Annotated in this window: 18 protein-coding genes; 10 read left to right on the forward strand and 8 right to left on the reverse strand. The window is 61.7% G+C overall.

Translation table 11 applies throughout. The features are described 5' to 3' along the window. Nucleotides 1-166 precede the first annotated feature (166 nt). Nucleotides 167-1,042, forward strand: coding sequence for a UTP--glucose-1-phosphate uridylyltransferase GalU (gene galU, locus C4S68_RS11800; RefSeq protein ID WP_103933240.1), 876 nt, complete (start codon nucleotides 167-169; stop codon nucleotides 1,040-1,042). A 187-nt stretch (nucleotides 1,043-1,229) separates the two neighbouring features. Then, nucleotides 1,230-2,186 (forward strand): hypothetical protein, encoded by a 957-nt coding sequence (locus tag C4S68_RS11805; RefSeq protein ID WP_103933326.1) that lies wholly within the window; start codon nucleotides 1,230-1,232, stop codon nucleotides 2,184-2,186. 274 nt (nucleotides 2,187-2,460) lie between these two features. Here the strand turns inward: C4S68_RS11805 and C4S68_RS11810 are convergent, their stop codons facing one another. From C4S68_RS11810 to moaA, 3 genes are all read right to left on the reverse strand, one after another. Further along, nucleotides 2,461-2,967, reverse strand: coding sequence for an energy transducer TonB (locus C4S68_RS11810; protein WP_160115116.1), 507 nt, complete (start codon nucleotides 2,965-2,967; stop codon nucleotides 2,461-2,463). A 317-nt stretch (nucleotides 2,968-3,284) separates the two neighbouring features. Then, nucleotides 3,285-4,397: a GGDEF domain-containing protein gene (locus C4S68_RS11815; protein WP_235011536.1), complete on the reverse strand. Its 1,113-nt coding sequence runs from the start codon at nucleotides 4,395-4,397 to the stop codon at nucleotides 3,285-3,287. A gap of 207 nt (nucleotides 4,398-4,604) precedes the next feature. Next, nucleotides 4,605-5,705: a GTP 3',8-cyclase MoaA gene (gene moaA, locus C4S68_RS11820; RefSeq protein ID WP_103933242.1), complete on the reverse strand. Its 1,101-nt coding sequence runs from the start codon at nucleotides 5,703-5,705 to the stop codon at nucleotides 4,605-4,607. Nucleotides 5,706-6,055: 350 nt separating this feature from the next. On the opposite strand from moaA, the gene C4S68_RS11825 reads away from it, so the two are divergent. Beyond that, nucleotides 6,056-6,517, forward strand: a complete 462-nt coding sequence (locus C4S68_RS11825; RefSeq protein WP_103933243.1) for a hypothetical protein — start codon at nucleotides 6,056-6,058, stop codon at nucleotides 6,515-6,517. Between the two features lie 164 nt (nucleotides 6,518-6,681). Here the strand turns inward: C4S68_RS11825 and C4S68_RS23195 are convergent, their stop codons facing one another. From C4S68_RS23195 to C4S68_RS22945, 3 genes are all read right to left on the reverse strand, one after another. Next, nucleotides 6,682-6,852: a hypothetical protein gene (locus C4S68_RS23195; RefSeq protein ID WP_160115117.1), complete on the reverse strand. Its 171-nt coding sequence runs from the start codon at nucleotides 6,850-6,852 to the stop codon at nucleotides 6,682-6,684. 458 nt (nucleotides 6,853-7,310) lie between these two features. Continuing rightward, on the reverse strand, nucleotides 7,311-7,700 hold the full coding sequence (locus C4S68_RS11830; protein WP_103933244.1) for an FmdB family zinc ribbon protein: 390 nt from the start codon (nucleotides 7,698-7,700) through the stop codon (nucleotides 7,311-7,313). Further along, nucleotides 7,687-8,007, reverse strand: a complete 321-nt coding sequence (locus C4S68_RS22945; RefSeq protein ID WP_146072126.1) for a hypothetical protein — start codon at nucleotides 8,005-8,007, stop codon at nucleotides 7,687-7,689. The genes C4S68_RS11830 and C4S68_RS22945 overlap by 14 nt, the downstream gene beginning before the upstream one ends. Before the next feature lie 115 nt (nucleotides 8,008-8,122). On the opposite strand from C4S68_RS22945, the gene C4S68_RS11840 reads away from it, so the two are divergent. From C4S68_RS11840 to C4S68_RS11870, 7 genes are all read left to right on the forward strand, one after another. Beyond that, nucleotides 8,123-8,395, forward strand: coding sequence for a hypothetical protein (locus C4S68_RS11840; RefSeq protein ID WP_103933246.1), 273 nt, complete (start codon nucleotides 8,123-8,125; stop codon nucleotides 8,393-8,395). Continuing rightward, entirely contained in the window at nucleotides 8,392-9,789 is a 1,398-nt protein-coding gene (locus tag C4S68_RS11845; RefSeq protein WP_103933247.1) for a class I SAM-dependent methyltransferase, read from the forward strand. Before C4S68_RS11840 ends, C4S68_RS11845 begins: the two co-directional genes overlap by 4 nt. A 386-nt stretch (nucleotides 9,790-10,175) precedes the next feature. Then, a complete protein-coding gene (locus C4S68_RS11850; protein ID WP_160115118.1) occupies nucleotides 10,176-11,687 on the forward strand; it encodes a sulfatase-like hydrolase/transferase in 1,512 nt (503 codons plus the stop codon). Between the two features lie 106 nt (nucleotides 11,688-11,793). Then, nucleotides 11,794-13,293, forward strand: a complete 1,500-nt coding sequence (locus C4S68_RS11855) for a glycoside hydrolase family 27 protein (protein ID WP_200821531.1) — start codon at nucleotides 11,794-11,796, stop codon at nucleotides 13,291-13,293. Between the two features lie 332 nt (nucleotides 13,294-13,625). Further along, a complete protein-coding gene (ruvB, locus tag C4S68_RS11860; protein WP_235011547.1) occupies nucleotides 13,626-14,612 on the forward strand; it encodes a Holliday junction branch migration DNA helicase RuvB in 987 nt (328 codons plus the stop codon). 112 nt (nucleotides 14,613-14,724) lie between these two features. Further along, complete coding sequence (locus C4S68_RS11865) at nucleotides 14,725-15,786, forward strand: AAA family ATPase (protein ID WP_103933250.1); 1,062 nt, start codon at nucleotides 14,725-14,727, stop codon at nucleotides 15,784-15,786. A gap of 8 nt (nucleotides 15,787-15,794) precedes the next feature. Next, nucleotides 15,795-16,487 carry a DUF3226 domain-containing protein gene (locus C4S68_RS11870; protein ID WP_103933251.1) on the forward strand — a complete coding sequence of 231 codons (693 nt, stop codon included), beginning with the start codon at nucleotides 15,795-15,797 and terminating at the stop codon, nucleotides 16,485-16,487. Between the two features lie 171 nt (nucleotides 16,488-16,658). Here the strand turns inward: C4S68_RS11870 and C4S68_RS11875 are convergent, their stop codons facing one another. Further along, nucleotides 16,659-17,534: a TIGR03435 family protein gene (locus C4S68_RS11875; RefSeq protein ID WP_160115119.1), complete on the reverse strand. Its 876-nt coding sequence runs from the start codon at nucleotides 17,532-17,534 to the stop codon at nucleotides 16,659-16,661. Between the two features lie 565 nt (nucleotides 17,535-18,099). Continuing rightward, the gene (locus tag C4S68_RS11880; RefSeq protein WP_103933329.1) at nucleotides 18,100-18,561 is read right to left on the reverse strand and encodes a CcdC family protein; all 462 of its coding nucleotides are present in this window, start codon (nucleotides 18,559-18,561) and stop codon (nucleotides 18,100-18,102) included. Nucleotides 18,562-18,646: the final 85 nt, after the last annotated feature.

Here is an 18,646-nt window from a genome sequence, read left to right on the forward strand (position 1 = left end):
GGCTGTTCGCCTTGTCTTCTGCTCGGCCCCTGGAAGTCTCTTCGCGATCGCAACTGAAGTGCGATCTCAGCGCCAACGGATATACCCATGTTCACGCCGGAGTGCGAAAATCCCGGCTGGAACGGCTTCCCTCATTGCTTTTCATGTCTTCCTGGAGGTTGTCGACTTGTCAAAGAGAGTACGTAAGGCGGTTTTCCCGGCTGCAGGCCTCGGTACCCGGTTTCTCCCCGCAACCAAGGCTATGCCCAAGGAGATGTTGCCCTTGGTCGATAAGCCGCTGATCCAGTACGGCGTCGAAGAGGCCGTCGCCGCAGGCTGCGAAGAGATCATTATTGTTACCGGCCGTGGCAAGAACGCCATGGAAGATCACTTCGACAAGAGCTTTGAGCTGGAAGCGACCCTCGCCGCGCGCGGCAAGCACCATCTCCTCGAAGTCGCGCGTTCGATGTCCAAGCTCGCCAAGATCGTCTACACCCGCCAGCCAGAGGCCCTCGGTCTCGGTCACGCTGTCCTCATGGCCAAGGAGCTGGTCGGGGACGAACCCTTCGCCGTCATCCTGGCCGACGATGTCGTCGACTCCAAACAGGGCTGCCTGACCCAGATGGTCGAAGCCTTCAACAAGTCGAAGTGCTCCATCATCGGCTCCGAGGTCGTCCCTGGTGCCGCGATTCAGCACTACGGTTGCCTCGATTGCACCCCGGACGAGGAAGATCCCCGCATGCTGCTCGTCAAGGATATGGTCGAGAAGCCAAAGCCTGAGCTCGCGCCGAGCCAGAACGCCATCATCGGCCGCTACATCCTCACGCCCCGCATCTTCGAGATGCTCGAGACCATTCCCCCCGGTGCCGGCGGCGAACTCCAGCTCACCGATGCCATCAAGGCCCTGCTCCGCTACGAGAAGGTCTATGGCTTCCACTACGAAGGCAAGCGTCACGATGCAGGCGACAAGCTCGGCTGGCTCAAGGCCAACGTCGAGTTCGCCATCAAGCACGCTGACTTCGGTCCGCAGTTCCACGAGTGGTTGCGCGAGCAGAAGTTCTAACCCAACACCCAACATCCGGTGCCCGGGGCCGGCCCCTCGGCTCCGGGCTTTGCGCCACAGACTCTTGCGCAACCAGTGACTTGTGACGTTAGCTATCTCCATGTGTTGGTCGCGGTTTCGCCTCTGTGTCTTCGCACTCCTCGCCGCGACGACCACGGTTGCGCCCATTCTTGCTCAGCATGACCCCATGCTCCCCTCCGCGCAGCAGGCTCCGGCGCGCCTCCGCCTCTACCTCACCAACGGCAGCTACCAGCTCGTCCTCAGCTACAAAATCACCGGCAAGCTGGTCGTCTATCGCAGCGCGGAACGCAACGGTGAGAGTGAAGAGATTCCCCTCGAGCTGGTCGACCTCATCCGCACGCGCCAGTGGCAGAACGACCACGACCCCAATCAGGCCAGGGATCCCGCGCAGGATTCCGGAGACCGCGCTCCCGTCCTCTCGCCCCAGCTCGCGCGCGAGGAGGCCGCTCGCGCCGCTCGTACTCCCACCGTCGCGCCCAATCTGAAGCTGCCGGCGGAAGACAGCGTCCTCGTGCTCGATACCTTCGAAGGCACACCCGAACTGATCCCGCTCGCGCAGCAGGGAAGCGACCTCAACAAGGAGACCGCGCACGCTGTGCTCAAGGGGCCCATCAACCCTTCGTCCGGTCCACACCGCATCCTCGATCTCAAAGGCCAGGTCGCCGAGGTGCAGCTTCATGTCGACGATCCCGTCTTCTTCGTGCGTCTCGGCAAGGATGACGAGCCGGCCGACACCGGTGGAGCGTTCGTCGTCGACACCTACGGCGCCGCGGACCGGCCTGTGCCCTCCGGCAGCGCACTCACCAGCGGCTACATCCTCGAGCGGGTCGAGCCGCGCCAGGACGAGCGAGTCGTCGACAGCTTTCGCATCGCTCTCCTTGAGACGGGCCGGAAACAGCCCGACATCATCGAGCTCGATGCGCAGCCCATGCCCGGAGGCCGGTGGCTCAGGCTCACCCCCAAACAGCGCCTCGAGTTTGGCGAGTACGCGCTCATCGAAGTCCTCGACGACCGCAATGTAAACCTGAACGTGTGGGACTTCGGCGTCCACTCCGACGCGCGAGAGAACCTCGAGGCCATCCGCCCGGAGCTGCCCCGCTCCTCCACACTCGGCCGCCACTAGGCTGTAGCGACGAATTTGCCGGGGAGTGGGTTCTGGGCCGGCACGACCCCTGGAAGATGTGTCATCCCGGCCAAAGTCGAGGGAGCTGGCGTCTGCCCAAAAGGGACCCAGGCTCTTCCGCTACGTACGCAGGTCATGCCAGCGAGCGCGTCGGGTGCGAAGCCGGGTCGCCTCATCCCACACGATCCAGAACATCCCTTAAACAAATTGGCCTCGCCACGGGCTCCGCAGTTTGCGGGGCGCAGGGCGAGGCCGTTTCTGGAGGAGGTGTTGCTTACGACTTCTTCAGGTCGATCGAGACAGTCACATTGGCCGGGACTGCAACTCCGCCTTCCTTGGCGGGTTCAAACGTGTACTGCTTCACGGCCTCGAGAGCGCGGCGGTCGACAGCTGCGCCGGCCGAGCGGACGATGCTCAGGTTCGCGAGCTTACCGGTGGCATCCACCGTCAGGCGAACCACAACCACAGCGTGCGTCGCTTCCGTACGCATGTCTTCGAGCGAAAGGGTGATCGGCACCGAGCGGATCAGCTTCGGAGCGGTGGTCAGCGTGCCGGCAGAGGTAAACGCGCTCTGGTCAGCGTTCTTCACCACGGTCTGGACAACCGGAACCATCAGGCTCGAGGCATCAACCGTCGCCTTCACCGGTGCGCCCATGGCGCCGTTAGGAACAGCAAACATCACGACCGGCAGATGAAGCATCGCGACCATCGGGTTCGCCGGAACCTGTGCGGAAGCCAGGGCGGGAAGCAGGGCAAGAGCGGAAGCGAGAATTCGGCGCATCGTGTAGTCTCCTATTTCGTAAACTGTGTCCGTCATCAACATATCCCGGCGTAGAAACGACTGTCAAGGAATAATCGCAAATATCTTCGGAAAAGATGGCGGAGCCCCAGCACCCGCTTCAATAAAGCCTCATGTCGCAATCCGCACTGAGCGATCTTCGGGCGATGGATCGATAATCGGTCATTTTCTCGCAGCCGTAATCTTCGACCGAAAATGGTGCATCACGCGGGCCCACGGAAGCGCGCCCCCAAAAGCAAGCCGCGCCCGGAAGGGCGCGGCTCATGCATCGCAAACTCTCGCAATTCTGTGCGATCGCTCTAGCTGTGTCGGGAGTTCTTTGGCGGCGGCATCGGCATCGGCTGGCTCGTGTCTGCCACTGCTACGCAGTCGCGGCCCTGCGCCTTCGCCACATACATCATCGTGTCCGATGCACGGATGATCCCATGCATGTCCGGCCCATCCTGCGGGAACGTCGCGAGCCCGAAGCTGGCGGTCAGCTTCAGGGTCATGGCGGCGCCGGTAAGGAAGTCCGTGGCATTCAGCGTGTCGCGCAGTGTGTGGGCCAGGGCTGTCGCTTCGGGTTTGTCCAGCCCGCGCAGCAACAGCACGAACTCGTCGCCGCCGTAGCGGAAGCCGGCATGATCCGGTCCGATCGTCCGCTTGATCACGCCACCCACCTCCTGCAGCAGGCGCGAGCCCACCAGGTGGCCATGCGTGTCGTTCACACTCTTGAACCGGTCGAGATCGAAGAACACCAGGCTGAAGTGCTGCTTGATCGGCACGACGTGCGGACTGCGGGCGGCCGCGATCTCCTGCTCCAGCAGCGTATACAGATAACGCGCGTTGAACAGACCTGTGCAGTCGTCCGTGATCGACAGGTGATGGATCAGCTTGACCTGGCGCGCATTCTCGAGGCCGATCGCGGCGTAGTCGCACAGCACACGCAGAAAGCTGATCGCGTTGTCGGGCAGCCGGTCGAGGTGCGAGTTGTTCAGCTGCAGCACGCCCAGCGTCCGGTCGCCATGCCGGATCGGCAGGCACGCGATGGAGTGCATATTCAGCTCGGGATGGGCCGCCGCAAAGCGCGACCAGTCGGCATCCTTCGAGACGTCCGGAACGACCAGGGCATTGCCGCTGGCGGCAACCCAGCCTGCGATTCCCTGGCCGCGCGCAATGCGCACGCCGCGGAACTGCGAGTCGTCCACGCCCACGCTCAAGGCGTAGTAGAGCTCCTGGGTCTCTTCGTCCACCATCAGCAGCGACCACTGCTCCGGTCCGAAGAAGTCCTCCATCTGGCTCATGATGGCGCGGAGCAGCGGCTCCAGCTCCAGGTTGGAGGTCAGCGCCCGGGCCACATCGTGGAAGACGCGAAGGTGGTCCAGCTGGCGGTGATCGACGGTCTCAAACTTACGCTTTTCGCGCACGGACATCCCCACTGTCTGCCCCCCTGCGGGCGCTGGCGAGACGTCAGACCTCCTGGAGCTCAGGGCCCCCGATGGGAGAAAAGGGCGCAGCTTTTGCATCAATGCCATGGGGTCACTTCTAGGTCCGCTCTATCGGCACGTTCTCTGCGGGGGGCCAGTGCTTGGTGAGAGATTCCCAGAACAGGATAGCGGAGACCCATTTCAGTACAACTACTAGCCGCCAATTTGAACCATGCTGCGCACTGGCTTCAAAAAACCTGGCTCGCCAATATGGTGGCGCTCTTCTTTGCCCCGCACCACGGTCCGTACCCACTGGCGCAGCCCATCGTCGGTCGCGCCAGATCGCATTTCCGCCAGCAAATCGTGGTCAAACGTGGAGAAAAGGCACGTCCGCAGCTTGCCATCGGCGGTCAACCGCAGCCGGCTGCAGTGGTTGCAGAACGGGTGTGACACCGGGGCGATAATCCCGATCTCCGCCGAACCGTCCGCAAAACCGAACCTCCGCGCCGTCTCCGAAAGATGTGTCGGAGGGAGAGGCAAAAGCTCGCCCACCGCGTTCAGGCGGGTCAGGATCTCGTCCATCGTCACTACCGTCTCGCGAGACCATGCGCTGGTCGTCGCCATCCCAGGCGTCGGAGCCTCTTCAAGCGGCATAAACTCAATAAACCGCAGGATCACGCGCTCGCGTCGGGCAAACTCGGCGAAGGCCTCGATCTGGCCGTCGTTGTAGCCCCGCAGCAGCACGCAATTCACCTTCACCGGCCCGAGCCCTGCATCCTGTGCCGCGCGGATCCCGGCCAGCACCTTCTCGAACCCGCCCGGAACGCGCGTTACACGGGTGAACGTCTCGGCGTCCACGGCATCCAGACTCACCGTCACGCGGGTCAGCCCTGCCTCCGCCAGCGGTTTGGCCAGCTTGGCCAGGCCGAAGCCATTCGTGGTCAGTGCCAGGTCCAACCGCTCGCCGGCAGCCGTCCGCATCCGGCCAATCGCTGCCGTCAGCTCCACCAGGCCCTCACGCAGCAGGGGTTCCCCGCCCGTCAGGCGCACCTTTTCGATGCCCATCGAGACGAAGATGGAGATGAGGCGCTCGTACTCTGCCAGCGGAAGTTCCATCCCCGCAGGCTCGCCCTGTCCCGTCCGGCAATAAAGGCAGCGAAAGTTACACCGCCCCGTCACTGAGACCCGCAGATCCGTCAGCCGGCGGCCATGGCCGTCGGTCAGCGTCGAATCGACCGCGCCGACCTGCGCCCGCGACGCTAGAGGCGCGGGTGAAGTCAAAGAGTCCGTGATGGGAACTAGCGTTGTCGACATAAAGGCGCCGGGAAGCCCGATAGAACGTTAGATGTCTCTGCTTACGATCTGGACTTATCGTAGCCGTCCCCAGACTGCCCTACAACCGCCCTCGCCACAACCGCCAGAAGTGGGGCATTTCTATCGCGGCGCTGGGCAACAGCCTCGTCTCCCGAGGAATCTCTCTAGAAAGCAAGTCGTGCTTCACCATGGCGAAAGACCCTGTGGCATAATGTAGGTCGTATTCACCGGATCCACAACGGATATGTCAACTGGCATATTCCCCTCACTTCCGCCATGGGAGCTGGGCGGGCCGGTACGTACGCAGCCCCTCACATGCGTCAATTCGAGTCGTTGGAGCATTTGCACTAATGGCTACTCACAACCCGTTCTCGCTCGGCATTCAAGAGCAGGCGATCCCGATCCTTGCGATCATTCTCTGCATCGGCCTGGCCTATCTCCTTCTTCGATGGGTCGCGAGCCGGCGTCACCGTGCTCTTATCCGCGAGCGCGAAGGTGTCGATGAGGCCAGCTTTGCTCGCAGGATGCAGGAGCAGGGCTTCGATCCCGTCATCGCGCGTTCCACCTTCCGCTATCTGCAGGAGGTCCAGGGTATTCGCTTTCCCGTTCTGCCCACCGACGATCTCGACGTGGATCTCGGCCTCGACTCCGAAGACATCAAGCAGACGTTGTCCGATCTAAGCTCCGGTCTGGAACGCCGCCTCAATGCAGCCCTGCTGCACCGGCCGCTGGTCACGGTGGAGGATCTGGTGCGCCTGCTGCAGGCTTCCCCGCGAGCGGAATCCTCGCCGGGAACGGAAGCCGTCGCCTAGAGAGCGGTTGCTACCCGCCGAATCTCGCAACGCGCCGCAAGACTGAGTCAGCAAGAGAAACCCCTCCCGCATGGGGAGGGGTTTCTGATTCGCAGGGCGAACGGTCAGAGATCCGGGCAGCCACCAGCTTCGCAACTCCGCTGGTAATCTGGTCCGCCAGTTCTCTAGATGCCGACGCCGCACTCCACATCCGTCATGGGATCGCCTGCATGCGCGTATGCGTCATAGGGCGTGCGGCGATTGAACTTGTAGCGTTCGCGCAACTCGCGCCCAACCACGACTCCGACGGCCAGCGCCGTAACGCCAGCTGATACCCAACCAAGATTCCGCAACATGGTGCGCCTCTTCCTGGAGCGACGACCCGTGACAGCTTCTACATTCAGTGAACGACTGAACCTCATGGCTTGCATGATAGCGCAGGCTGATGGACCTTGGCTTACCCCCGTCTACAACCCTCGCGGGAGTTTCCCCACGGTTAACATCCGGTGATCTGCCATCCTGGCCCGTGCGCTCCCCCTTCGTTGAATTCAATCCCCGGCTGTCGTCAGATCGCTCTGCAGACTCTCTGGGTTCTTCAGCTTGATCCGTCTCAGCCCGCACATCGTGCACTCTGATGGATGCAGTCTTGCCTCACGGCGAACGGAACCAGTTGACCGAACGACCCTCAGACGGCCAGGATTCGTTGCGCACAGGAACGGCTCATGTCCCGGTTTGCTTCAGTGCTTTCCTTGACGCGACCGTCCCACTCTCCTGGCTTGATTCCCAATCAGGAACGCTGAGTCAGGACCCAACATCAGGAACTCGATGACGAACTGGATCCCGAACCCGAGCTTGAGCTCGCCGAAGAGGCTGAGGATCCTGAAGAGCCCGAAGCAGAGCTCCCAGCCGCACTCGAGCTGGATGCCGCGCTCGAGGGCGCAGCAGGAGCCGCCGCAGCAGTGCTGCCTCCCGAAGACGTGCCTGCATCGCTCGAGCCTTCGCTCTTGCCCGCGGCTGCAGGCTTCGCCGAACCGTATCCATCCTTGAACCAGCCGCCGCCTTTGAACGAGACCGCCGCTGCCGTAATCGTGCGCTCCAGCGCACCTCCGCAATGCGGGCACACCGTCAGCTGCGGGTCGGAGAACTTCTGGATCTTTTCAACGCGCCGGTGACATTCCCGGCACTCGTACTCATAAAGGGGCATGGTTGCTCTTGTTCCTTTGCCGCGCACTGCCAGGCTGGCGTTTCAAGCGACGGCTGATGTTCACGGAAGACCGTGCATCCAGTACAAGGATACGATGCGCGCTACCTTTACCCGCTTCACCGTCGTACGTAGCAGGCAAAGCCAGCCCTTGGCGCAGAGAATCGCTGATATGGCGGCTATTTTGACGGATGTCGTATGAAGAACAATCAAAAAGATTGTTCTGGCCGTGAATCTTCCGCGATTCGCCGCCCGTCATTAGGTCTACGTGGCACGAGACATTACCGTCACCACCGGCGGAGAAATACATCGCAACTTCTCCGCCGTCAGCGGTTTTGCATCAAACAGGTTTCGAGCGCAGGACACCTAGTTGCGCTTCGGTACTTTACGGCCTGAGTCCATGGGTCCACGACGGAGCAGATTCCATGAAGAAGTTTTCCTCGATTGTCCTCGCGCTGTTTATCGGGTTTTGCCTGCTGGTCGCGACCGACCACAAAGCTTATGGCTATGTCGACCCCGGAACAGGCATGCTGGCCCTGCAGAGCGTAGCCTCGATGGCCGCCGCGGCTGGCTACTTCATGCGGCGTCGCATCAAGGCGCTCTTTACCCGCAAGGATTCGGTCGAGACCAGCAAAGGGCCGGAACGCGTGGTTCTTCCCGTTCGCGTAACCCGCGACGACTCCGCTAACGCCGCATGAGCTCCAATGGGCTGCGGCCTACCTTTCGCGATCCAGCCGGTTCGCTCTCTCTGACAGACGACTACGCGGTGCGCACGATCCATCCCGGATCGCGCGCTACCGTGTTGTCGTTTCTCGAATCGGCCTTCTACCGGGACGCTGTCGCCCGCGGCGAGATGTCCGCCACGACCATCGAAAATCCCGATGCCGGCGGCCCCGACGCGCCGCTCATCCTCAAGCACCCCCGCATCGCCATCCCCACCTATCCCTGGGAGTGGATCCCTTCGCAGTGGCTGGCTGCCGCCGAGCTCACGCTTGCCCTCGGAGAACGTGCCCTCGAGTCCGGCTGGATCCTCAAGGACGCCACGCCGCTCAACATCCTCTTCGACGGCCCCAATCCCGTTCTCGTCGATGTCCTGAGCTTCGACCCGCGCGATCCCTCCGATGCCACCTGGCTCGCCTACGGCCAGTACCTGCGGACGTTTCTTCTTCCGCTCCTCGCCCAGCGCCTCCTTGGCTGGCCGCTGGAGCTGTCGCAGCTGCGCCGCGATGGCTACGAAGCGAGCGACATCTACGCCGTCCTCAGCTGGAAGCAGCGCCTCTCACCTTCGGTCCTGTGGCCTGTCTCCATGCCCTTCTGGCTCGAGCGCAAGGGCCAGGACGACGCCGCCAAAGGCAAAGCCACCGCGCGCAGGATGGACCCCGAAGCCGCGGCGCATGTCCTCGCCAGGCTCATGCAGTCGCTGGCGAAGCGTACCCGCGCTGCGGTCGGCGTCAGCGGCCGCTCCGAGTGGAGCGAATACACCGGCACCCTCACCCACTACACCGCCGAGCAGGCTGAATCCAAGCGCGCCTGGGTCGAAGAGCAGCTGGCTTCTCTCAAGCCTGCCCGGGTCCTGGATATCGGCGCCAATACAGGCGATTTCTCCGCCCTCGCAGCCTCGCACGGAGCGCAGGTCATCGCACTTGAGCGCGACGCTACCGCGGCGGATCAGATCTACAAGCGCAGCCTCGCGCAAAAACTCGACGTGCAGACGATCCACGCGGATCTCTCTCGCCCCACACCCGCGGTTGGCTGGGAAAACCAGGAGTCGCTGGCCCTCCTGCCGCGCCTCGAACAGCAGTTCCAGATGGTGATGATGCTCGCGGTCATCCACCACATCGTTCTGCTGGAGCAGATCCCCCTCCGCGCCATCGTCGAGCTTGCCGCGCGCCTCACCCGCAAGTGGCTCATCGTCGAGTGGGTGCCCGTCGAAGACCCCATGTTCCAGAGCCTCATGCGCGGCCGCACTGAGCTCTACGGCCACCTCCACGAACGCGATCTCCTCGCCGCAAGCGATGGCCTCTTCCATGTCAGGGATGAGCATCGTCTCACCAATGGCCGCGTCCTGTTCCTCTTTGAGAAGTTGGGATAGAGAAGGCGGGGTAGGCCCAGGCTGTATCGACATCTCCGGCACACCGATTTGGCTCACCGAAGATGTGTCATTTCGACCGAAGCGGGATAGCTTCATCGTCCCGCGTAGTGGAGAAACCTGCTTCTTTGCGCAACGGAACGGATTCGACGGCTGCAATCCTCCAAGGGCCAAAGGCCCGACCACATACTAGCCTGGGGCGAAGCCCCAGGTACCCGGCCCGCCGCATCCGAGCGCTGAAGGCGCGACATATCCACGCCGCAGCGCCACGTCCCAAACGTTCATCTGGCCCGCCCGGCCAATCCGAGAGACAATCACCCCATGATCCGTGCAACATCCAGGGGCAGCGCACCAGCCGCCCCGCGCATCCCTCTACAGGGATCCCGCGCATGATCAAGAAGTTCTTCCAGTGCCTCGGCCTGGCCTCTCTCATCCTGGTAATGAACTACGGCGACCTCCTCGGCGGAGGGTCGGACGTGCGCATGCACGTCCCCTATCGCCTCACCGCCATCTGCCTTGCGCAGATCGCGGACATCCTGCTCGTCGCGCTCTTCCTCTTCGCCATCATCGGCCCGCTGTCGCGCACGCGATTCGAGCCATGGGTCAAGCTCATCGTCGCCATCGTCATCCCGCCCTACCTCGTGGAGCGCACGCGCCAGCTCTACCCCTGGGATATGACCGGCGGCATGATCGCCCTCTTCGGCGTCATTTGGGCCGCGTTCATCCTGCTTCTGTTGCTGCGCTTCCGCCGCCGTTACTACCAGGTCATGAAGGTCGGCGACTTCGCCAGCATCGTCCTCGCCATCTTTGCGGTCGGTTCCATCGTGCAGCTGCTCTTTGTCATCGTCTGGAAGCCCGCACCGAACCAGCACACCGTAGCCTGGGCCACCACGCCGCAGCCCCCGCGCGAACACAAGCGCCTCGTCTGGATCCTCTTCGACGAGCTCAGCTTCGACCAGACCTTCGAGCATCGTGCTCACGGCCTGGAGCTACCCAACTTCGACGCCCTCCGCGCGCAGTCCACCATCTTCTCCAACGTCGAGCCCATCGGCCTGCGCACCGTCAAGATTGTGCCTTCGCTGCTCAGCGGACACTCCATCGATGACTTCCGCTTCAGCTACGTCAACACCCTCCACGTGCACTACACCGGCGTCCATGGCTGGCACCGCCTCGATGGCGAAAAGACCGTCTTCAACGATGCGCAGAAGGCCGGCTGGCGCACCGGCGTCGTCGGTTGGTACAACCCCTACTGCACCATCTACGGCGCGCAGATCGACGATTGCTACTGGAACAACCTCGACATGGTCGATGGCCCGATGTCGCCGACTGCGAGCTTCGGTCGCAACATGTTTACGCCCATCGCCGCCGTCGTGCGCGAGATCGATTCGCTCGACCGCGCCGACCGCGACCATTGCACCTTCGACGTCCGCACCCGCCTCAAGACCTACCTCGACCTCCGCGCCAAGACCCTCGAAAAACTCCAGACCGACCAGTCGGACTTCATCTTCATCCACCTGCCCGTACCCCACAGCCCCAACATCTGGTCGCGCATCAAGGACGACTACACCGAGTGGTGCGACTCCAGCTATCTCGATAACCTCGCCCTCGCCGATCGCACGCTTGGCGAGATGATGAAGGTCGTCCAGAGCTCCCCGCGCTGGAAAGACACCACTGTCATCGTCGAAGGCGACCACAGCTGGCGCACCATGATCTGGAGCAGCCAGCCTTCGTGGACCGAAGAAGACGACGCCGCAAGCCGCGACATCTTCGACCCCCGTCCGGCCGTCATCATCCACCAGGCCGGCCAGACAAAATCGCAAACCCACACCGAAAAGTGGGACCTCCTCAAGATCCACGACGTCGTGGAGCAAGTCCTCCACGGCGACAAGGTCACCTATTAGCAGTGAGAAAAATCGGGTGCCTATTTCGCGGAGGCGACGATGCGGGTGCCCCATGTCTCGCTTTTGAGACATGGGTTCACAGCGGCCACCAACTATAGTGGCTTGCATGACCGCCCTCCGCGCTCTCGTGCTCTCCGCGCTGCTCCTGGGCACATCCCTTGACGCGCAAAAAGACCTAGTCGCCACCCCCACCGCCCCCATGGGCTGGAACAGCTGGGACGCCTACGGCCTCACCATCACCGAGCCGCAGTTCCGCGACAACGTCAAGGTCCTCCACGAAAAGCTCCAGCCCTTCGGCTACAAGTACGCCGTCATCGACGAAGGCTGGTTCTTCGAAAATCCGCAGGATCGAGAGACACCCGACAAGCTCCGTTATGCCATCGATGGCAATGGCCGCTATATCCCTACAGCCTTGCGGTTCCGATCTGCTGGCGATCGTGAGCAGTCCCTGATGATCCTTGGCGCGCGAGAAGGAGAACCGTCGCCGAAACTCGCGGCGAGGATTCAGTTTTCGGGGCTGTACGCAGGCTTCAAACCCCTCGCCGACTTCGTCCACGCGCAAGGCCTCCTCTTCGGCATCCACATCGTCCGCGGCATCCCCCGCGCCTCCGTCGAGCGCAACCTCCCCATCGCCAACTCAAAATTCACCACCACCGAAGCCGCCGACACCACCGACGCCTGCCCCTGGGACCCCACCAACTGGGGCGTCAAGGACACACCCGCCGGCCAGGCCTGGTACGACTCCCTCATCACCCAGTACGCCGCCTGGGGCATCGACCTCCTCAAGGTCGATTGCATCTCCGATCACCCGTACAGGGCCGACGAGATCCGCATGATCCGCCGGGCAATAGACAAAGTGGGCGACAAGACCGGCCGCCCCATGGTGCTCTCCCTCTCGCCCGGCCCCACCAATCCCTCCCACGCGCAGGAGGTCGCGTCCCTCTCGACCATGTGGCGCATCTCCAACGATGTCTGGGACCTCTGGCAGGGAGGCGGCGGAGCCAAGTATGACGGCTTCCCGCAGTCCATCAAGGGCCAGTTCGACCACGCAGCCCAGTGGGCCGCGTTAGACATCCCCGCGGGCCACTACCCCGACCTCGACATGCTCCCCTTTGGCGAACTTGGCCCTGTTCCCGGTTGGGGCAAGCCCCGCCAAACCCGCCTCACGCCCGACGAAGAACGCACCCTGCTCACCCTCTGGGCCATGATGCGCAGCCCCCTCATCCTCGGCGCCAACCTCACCCTGCTCGACGACGAAACCCTCAAGCTCCTCACCAACAAAGACCTCATCGCCCTCGACCAGTACGGCACCGGCGGAGGCCGCATGGTCCCTCCGGTTGAGAACTACGACGAACGTCTTCCGAAACTCTCTCCCGACCTTCAGGTCTGGGGCTCTACCATCCAGCGTGCAGACCAGCCCGTCTCGCACGCGGTCGCTATCTTCAATCTTGGCGACCACCCGACCGCTGTGGGCAAAGCAACTACTCTCTTACCGAGCAGCTCCCTGAAGAAAGGTTCAATCCCGCGCGACAGTTGGACCGGAGAACCGATCCTCGCGTCGACCAAGGTTCCTGCACACGGCTGCATCCTCGCGATCGGCAACTGACCCGGCTCAAGCACCCCCGGCGCATCGCCGAATCTCCATCGCCCAAACACCCGTCATTCCGAGGCGCAGCCGCGGAACCCCTGTATTCCGCCGCCGCAGCGCCGCCGCCGCATGGCCCACAATAGCCCATCACTACTCACTACTCACTGTTCTCTACTCACTGGCTCTCCAGACCTTCGCCCTTCCATCGCCCCCTGCGGTATCCTCAGAGACAAATGGCCAGCGGCTTCAACCCGAACGCTCCCTTTGGCGGCAACGCCGGCAAGAAGAAGATCGACCTCGGCGCCCATGGCCCCAGTGCCGACCACGCCCGCCTCGTCTCCGCCGCCCCCATGGACGACGACGACGCCGTCGAGCTCAAGCTCCGCCCCCAGCGCCTCGCCGAGTTCATCGGCCAGACCAAGGCCAAGCAGCAGCTCCAGATCGCCCTCGAAGCCGCACGCACACGCGGCGACGCGCTCGACCACGTCCTCCTCTTCGGCCCTCCCGGCCTCGGCAAAACCACCCTCGCCACCATCATCGCCAACGAGCTCAACGTCGGCTTCCAACAGACGTCGGGCCCCGCGCTGCAAATCCAAGGCGACCTCACCGCCATCCTCACCAACCTCCGCGAGAACCAGGTCCTCTTCCTCGACGAGATCCACCGCCTTCAGGCCGTCCTCGAAGAAAAGCTCTACACCGCGCTCGAGGACTACCAGATGGACATCATCATCGGGCAGGGCCCCAGCGCGCGCACCCATACCCTCGAGCTCAAGCCCTTCACCTTAGTCGGAGCCACCACCCGCCCCGGCCTGCTCACCTCGCCACTGCGTGCAAGATTCGGCATCCTCCTCCGCCTCGAGTTCTACACCGACGACGAGTTACGCTTCATCGTCGAACGCTCCGCCGAGGTGTTAGGCGTGCCCATCGACCGCGACGGCGCCGCCGAGATCGCCATGCGCTCCCGCGGCACACCAAGAATTGCTAACCGCCTGCTGCGCCGAGTAAGAGACTACGCCCAGGTGCGCGCCCAGGGCATCATCGACCGCACCACCGCTATGGCCGCCCTGGAGATGTTAGAAGTCGACGCCCACGGCTTCGACGAGTTAGACCGCCGCTTACTAAGAACCATCATCGAAAAATACGAAGGAGGCCCCGTAGGCCTTAACACCCTGGCCGCCGCCCTCGCCGAAGAACAGGATGCCCTGGAAGAGGTCTACGAACCCTTCCTGATTCAGATAGGCTTCCTCGACCGAACCCCCAGAGGCCGCGTAGCTACAAGACTCGCCTACGAACACTTAGGCATAGAAATGCCCCGGAAGCCCACGCTGTTTGGGTGAAGCAAATCGATCGCAACGTGGCTCGGGCAAATGGCATAAACCAAGGGACGTCTGATGCGGGTCGAATATCCTTGACGAGCTCAGATCCCGAAGAGAGAATGGCGGAAATCTCATGATCGAGTCTCTGGAAATCAACAATTTTCGCGGGTTCAAAAAGATTGAACTTAAAAAGCTCTCAAGGATAAACATACTTGTAGGCGATAACGGCAGTGGAAAGACCGCGCTACTCGAATCGATCTTCCTCACTGGCGGTCTCGGCCCCGAACTGTATCTCCGCACTAGGGCGTGGCGAGGCATTGGAGATAAGATCCAAGTCGGGCTTGATCGAGACCAATATGAAGCTCTGTGGAAAGAGATATTTCACTCCTTAGATCAGAATCTAGCGGTCGATATGAGCTTTGTGGATTCGGAAAGCGGTAGGCGTGAGCTCCGCATTTACTATGACGCATCTCAAACCACACTCATGCCTCTGAACATGAATGTCCGCTCCTCATATGAGAGCGGCGACATCCACCCTCTGACCTTTGAATGGCGGAGCGACGGCAGAGAACCTACCAAACTTAGCGCGAGCATCACTCCCCAAGGGGTAATTCAGCTACCCCAAATTTCTGATTTATACCCCATCATGTTTCTTCCGGCCCAGATGTCTTTTCCCCCCGAAGAGGCCGCGAAGCGATTTTCCTTCTTGAGCCGCAGGCAGCGCCAGACGGGAGTCCTGAAAATTATCAAATCACTCTTTCCGATAGTGGAGGATGTTTCGGTCGAAATTGTATCTGGGACACCTGGACTGTACGTCTCCGTCAAGGGGATGAGCGAGAAGATGGCGGTAGGGTCACTATCCGGCGGACTCAGTAAGTTTCTCACGATCCTCTTTGCAATTGCCGCAACACCTAAAGGAGTCGTCATAATCGACGAAATCGAGAACGGGTTCTTCTATAAGAAGTACGAAGAGGTTTGGACTGGAATCACAGATCTGGCCGAGGAGCACGAGACGCAATTATTTGTCTCGACCCATAGCCTAGAGTGCTTGCAGGCGGCGCTTCCGTCCGTATCGAGTAGCCCATCGATGTTTACTCTTCTTCGAACGGAGAGCGCGCGCAGCGAATGCTCAGTGAAAGCTTTCAGCGGAAAAGACCTACTGGCTGGCCTACAGCAGAGAATCGATTTCAGGTAAATAATCAGATGGCGACGCTTCCGATCAGTCCCGCGGGAATGGAAGAGAATATTTCCTCCCAATATGTCCTGCTATGCGAAGGCGGCGGGGATAAGAATTTCTTCGAGGAACTTATTAGAGTAAGAAGTCTGCCAAGCTTTTACGTCACACATCCCCGAACGAGCATCGACCCCGGTGGGAGAAGTGGATTTGCTTCTAGGCTCCGCGGGCTGCGCCTACAGCATGGGTTCGACCGCATAAAGGGGATCATTGTGGCATCTGACAATGATCGGGATCCCGCAGCCTCATTCAAGGAAGTACGGGGCCAGATCCATGAGGCAGAATACAAGGCACCCAATCACCCATTCACGGTTTCGGCCGGTACACCAGCGGTTTCCATCATGATGGTTCCAGGAGCAGGCCTAGGACAGCTGGAAACACTGTGCCTAGAAGCGATCGAGGACGAGTGGCCTAAAGAGTTTGCCTGTGCGTCAACTTATGCGGCGTGTGTCGGTATCGAAAAATGGCCGAACGTTGGCAAACGAGAGCGCGCCAAGTTACGGGCGCTCATTTCGCATATCTGCCAAAAAGACCCTAACAGCAGTCTGAGCCACCTTTGGCACGAAAAGCGGGAGTTGGTCATACCGCTCACGCACAAATGCTTCGATCCAATATCCGCTTATTTGAGTGGATTCGAGGCAGCCGTGGCCGAGGCATCGTAGCCCTTGGGGCGATCGACGTTCTTCGCCTGAGGCGAATTCTTAGGAGACGCACCATCCGGAAGGCCCCGGCTTGAACCGGGCCGTCGAGCCCCACCCAACCTGTGTCTTTAGCCGCCGAGGTACGCTTCCACAACATCGGTCGAACCCGGCCCCGCGAGCCAACAAGCAGCCTCAATCCAGCTCCTTCGGCTTCTCCGCCCGGTCCACCACCAGCACTTCCACCGGTCCCTTCGTGCCCACCAGCTTCAGCCCCAGCTGCTCTTGCAGCGCCGCCTCCAGCGACGGCCCATCGCTGTTCTCGGAGCTTCCATCGCTCCAGTTCAGCGTCACGTCGTAGAAGCTCGCGAGCCCCGTCTTGTCCACTACCGAGCGGTCCAGAATCCGCCCCAGGCTGCCGCACAGGTCGCTGATGCGAATCCCCGTGGCATCCAGGTGCGTCCCCATTACGGAGGTATTCCCGCGCCCGTTGTGTCCCGGCTTGATCGGCTCCGGCGTCGCCGCTGAGCCATCCGCAGGCCGCGGCGGCGGAGGGTTCTCCACCAGTCCCGGGGCGACTCCCGGCCCGCCGCCCACGCGCTGCAGCTCATACATCGCCATCACTCGCGTCTCCATGTGGGTCTCTGCCCCAAAGCGCTCACGCAATACCCGTTCGAAGACCTCCCGCCGCAGTTTGCCCGTCATGTGCTTCAGAAACTCCGGGTCATCGGCCAGCACCTTGGCCTGGATGTCGAAGTGCTCGCTCTCCGCCCACTTCGGCAGCCCAACGATCTGCGAATCCCTCATCCCGTACACGTTCTTGAGCAGATCCTTCAGCGACGCGTCCGTGATGAAGATCGTGCCGCTGTCCATCCGGATGCGCAGATGAGTGTCCGCCGCCCGGCTGGGCCGCACTGTGCTCACCACGTCATACTGCGGGACTGCGGAAACTGGCGGCGCAGTCGTTGCGGAGGGTGTAGCGGGCACAGCCCTCGGCACATCCTGAGCAGCAGCCGTCCAAGCCGCGAGAACGATGTACCCCATGAAGCTCTGGTTTAAGCTGCGAATCACGTACCTCGCCTCCAACTTCGTCTCCCGAGCTCGCATGCCGCTGCCCCAGCCTGTATCGCGCCGCTCATCTGCACATACGTTCGTCTCCCGTTCGCGGAATGCAGAAAGTAGTCACCACGAGTGCCTGACATGGACCGGAGACTTGGACCGGAGACTTGGCATACTTCTCACCCCAATTCTCTACAATGGAATCAGGCCTCAGCATGCAATCGCGAACCCCCTGTTCCTGAGGTCCACCCCTAAAGTCTCTGCTTCGAAGACTTTGCGAAAATGCCGGGGGGGGGGGGGGAGAGGTAATTCACTCTACAGCCCGTCAAAATCCCTTCCCCCGAATCCGGCTTTGCTCTAGCCTGTTCCCACTCCGAAAAAGCACCGGGCCCCGTCGCGCATCCCCTTACAGGACGACCCGCTTGCCTGCCTCTTCTTCAATCCCGGATGGCAAACGTTCGCGCGCGGCTGGGTGACGTCTCTGGCCCAGCACTAAGAGCGCGACGAGGCACGACGAACATGCACTGTTGTTGGCTTCTGTAATCTCTCGGGAGACGAGGAGTCGAGCGATGGTCCGCTAGCGGAACAGGCGCTTGTACTCGAACCACATGCTCACGCGCCACACCACAATCATCCCGAAGGCCAGGATGAAGAACAAACCTGCGGTCTGTTCCACGGTGATATAGCGGCCAATGTAGCCGCGCGCGAAGTAGCGCACCGCCGCCAGCACCAGCACCACGCCGAAGAAGATCTTCGACCGGCGCACCATCACGGTATTGCCTTCCAGCACCAGCCGCGACGTGCGGATGAGTGGATACGCCAGCACCACAGCGCCAACCAGGAACGCTGCCAGCCCCCAGAGTAGTGGTACGCGGAAGGCGGGAACGATGAACATGCAGAAACCGGTGGACATACCGGCCGGCGGAATCAGGATGGCCTTTTGGGTCACAGGCCGTCGGCCCTCCCGCAGCCGCCACATGAGCACACCACAGAGACCAACCAACGCACCTACGGCAGACGTTCCCGGAGCAAATAGCATCGTCACCATCTTAACGGGTTTGAGGGCCGCAGATTGTGCCGGCCCGCACCGATGTGTTTCAGCCCAGCGGTATGCGCATGTCAGT

It is taken from the genome of Bryocella elongata, assembly GCF_900108185.1.
GTDB classification, from domain to species: domain Bacteria; phylum Acidobacteriota; class Terriglobia; order Terriglobales; family Acidobacteriaceae; genus Granulicella; species Granulicella elongata.